The sequence below is a fragment of the Endozoicomonas sp. SESOKO3 genome (genome assembly GCF_024606255.1).
This window is the reverse complement of record NZ_JAHHPR010000533.1, coordinates 1-2,229: the sequence shown is the minus strand read 5'-3', so window position 1 is coordinate 2,229 and position 2,229 is coordinate 1. Positions and strand designations below refer to the sequence as shown.

Genomic DNA, 2,229 nt, shown 5'->3' with positions numbered 1-2,229 from the left:
CCTTTTTGAAACAGACGACAATGACGCTGCTCTGAAGTACACCAAAGTCCTGAAGGTCGGTAATGAGGGAGTCTTCAGGTTCACTCATAACCTTAAAAAAAATAAACTGCTCATCGAAGTCAGGGAAGGAATGACACATCAGGATTCAATCAGGGCTGTTCGCGCTCAATCAGACAACACCCAAACATTAGATCCGTTTACGAAAGTTGCCAGCCCCGAACATCTCGCTGGAGTGCTAAAAAGCGCCAGGGAAAGAACAGGAAAACTTGGCGAAGTAGATAAATTTGTTGCACTTGCCAACCTCGAAGTAGACAAGGTTGATGTAAGAGGGCGCACCTTTATGCGTCTTGTCGCTGTCGGCGACCCTCCTCCTGAACTGCAGCGCCTGGGTCAATCGATCTTTGTTAATGATGAAGCTCTTTTAGCAGCAGCCACCTCTGCCTATACCCAGGTTCATGTTCTGGGAAAAGAATTACAACTGTGCGCTCTGGAAGATTTTTTGTCATACGATCAACCCGTCGGCTATGTTATACACGTCGAGGATGAGACACAGATTTATCCTGTTCCTGCTGATTATCCAAAACTGGAAGTGACTGAAGCTCAGGGGAAGATTATTGTTTTCCGTGGTCAGAAACAGAATCCAACCGATATAGCTTTTGTGGAAGGTCTCCATGACATCTGGGCAGGACTTTCCGATTGTGATGATGAGCCGATTTTACAAGTTAAAAAAGACAATGTCAGAAGCTACCAGTACATCATTAGAAGCAGACAGATGGCACTGCTGGAGGAGTTAGCCTTACAGCACAATACCGGACTTAACAAAGGTAGACAGTACGATCAAAAACTGGAGTCGCTTGCATACTATGAACATCTTCAGCAGGCATTGACAACTGCTACTTCAGATGGAGCAGATCAATTTGAATTCACAATACCACACATCACATTCGTTTCGTCGTTTATCACTCCTACCTGGGTGCATATGCAACTGGTAAAACACTTCGGCTTCAAACCTGTACTTAGAAATTTTCTGACTAACCGGGATTTTATTCATGATATTCACGAACGTATTCCCACTATCACCAAAATGTCTGGCGATCCTTTTGACGATCTTTTTGACGAAGACGGCAGCTTTGCTTCCAGGGTCAATGACAACTTTGCCGGTCAGCTGCTTGAGATGGAAAACGAGCTTTACGAGCTAAGCAAACGGTTACAGCGCAGAGCACAAATAGCCATTGGTAGTGATGAAGAAAAACTGAGAACCCCACAACTCAGGCCGGAAGTTGACGATGAGATTATGCAGCTTCGTCAAGACCTGGAACAAAAGACAAACCTGATACATAGACTTCAGAAAGAAATCGATCGAACAAACCCACAGCTGGAACGCAAAGTCCTTGATGCCAGAGCGAAAGCCAGAAAGATTCGCAACCTTGAACTAGCCATTCAGCTTGGTATGGATGACTGGGATGATACTCTGCCACCAGAACAGCAAGCCGAACTCATCCGCATAAAAATTCATGAAATCAAACAGGCGATTGCTGCCGCAGGGCAGTTTGATGATGAGGCTGCAAAAGAAGCTGCAATCAAAGCCATTTATACATCTTTTGCCGTGTATTTAAACATTCAGAATTTTGATGACAATACAAGTATTGACGTTCAGAAAAAATGTCTGATTCAAAAAATCAAGGCCATAAATTCTCAGGAACAGCTCCTGTCTCAAAAACTTAAGACAATGGATCTTCAACAGGACATCCTGATTAAGAGAATCAAGACACTGAGTAAGCAACAGGCTATTGAGAATTCTTACACTGAGGAAAGAAAATATGCTATAGCGGCGATTCTTGGTATACAGAGCGAAGATAACACACCAGAAGACCGCGAAACTCTGGAATCAACAGTGCGTATGAAACTCTTCGAGCTTGCAAAGCTGAAACAGGAACTGCAAGACATCAGGACACCCGGCCACCCCAGTGCCATGCCTGAAGTACTCAAGAAACTCAGTGTCGTGGAAGAAATCCTGAGTCCGGATCGCTCCTCTGAAAAGGACGATGTGTATCTCCGTCGTCAGGACATTTCTGATGACATACAGGCATACATCCGGGAAGCCGGACAACGGTCAGAGGAAAAGGCCCTGAAAATACTGGAAGCCATAGAAGCACTATTCAACATAAAAACCAATGAAAATGATGACAAAACAACAAGAGTTGACAGGATTCGTACAAGACTTAATGA

The 2,229-nt window shown here is 44.2% G+C and carries 1 protein-coding gene; it reads left to right on the top strand.

The window, feature by feature from the left end; translation table 11 throughout:
• Positions 1-2,229 (top strand): hypothetical protein (locus KDK18_RS09245; RefSeq protein WP_257254616.1); only part of this gene is annotated, 2,229 nt, incomplete at both ends.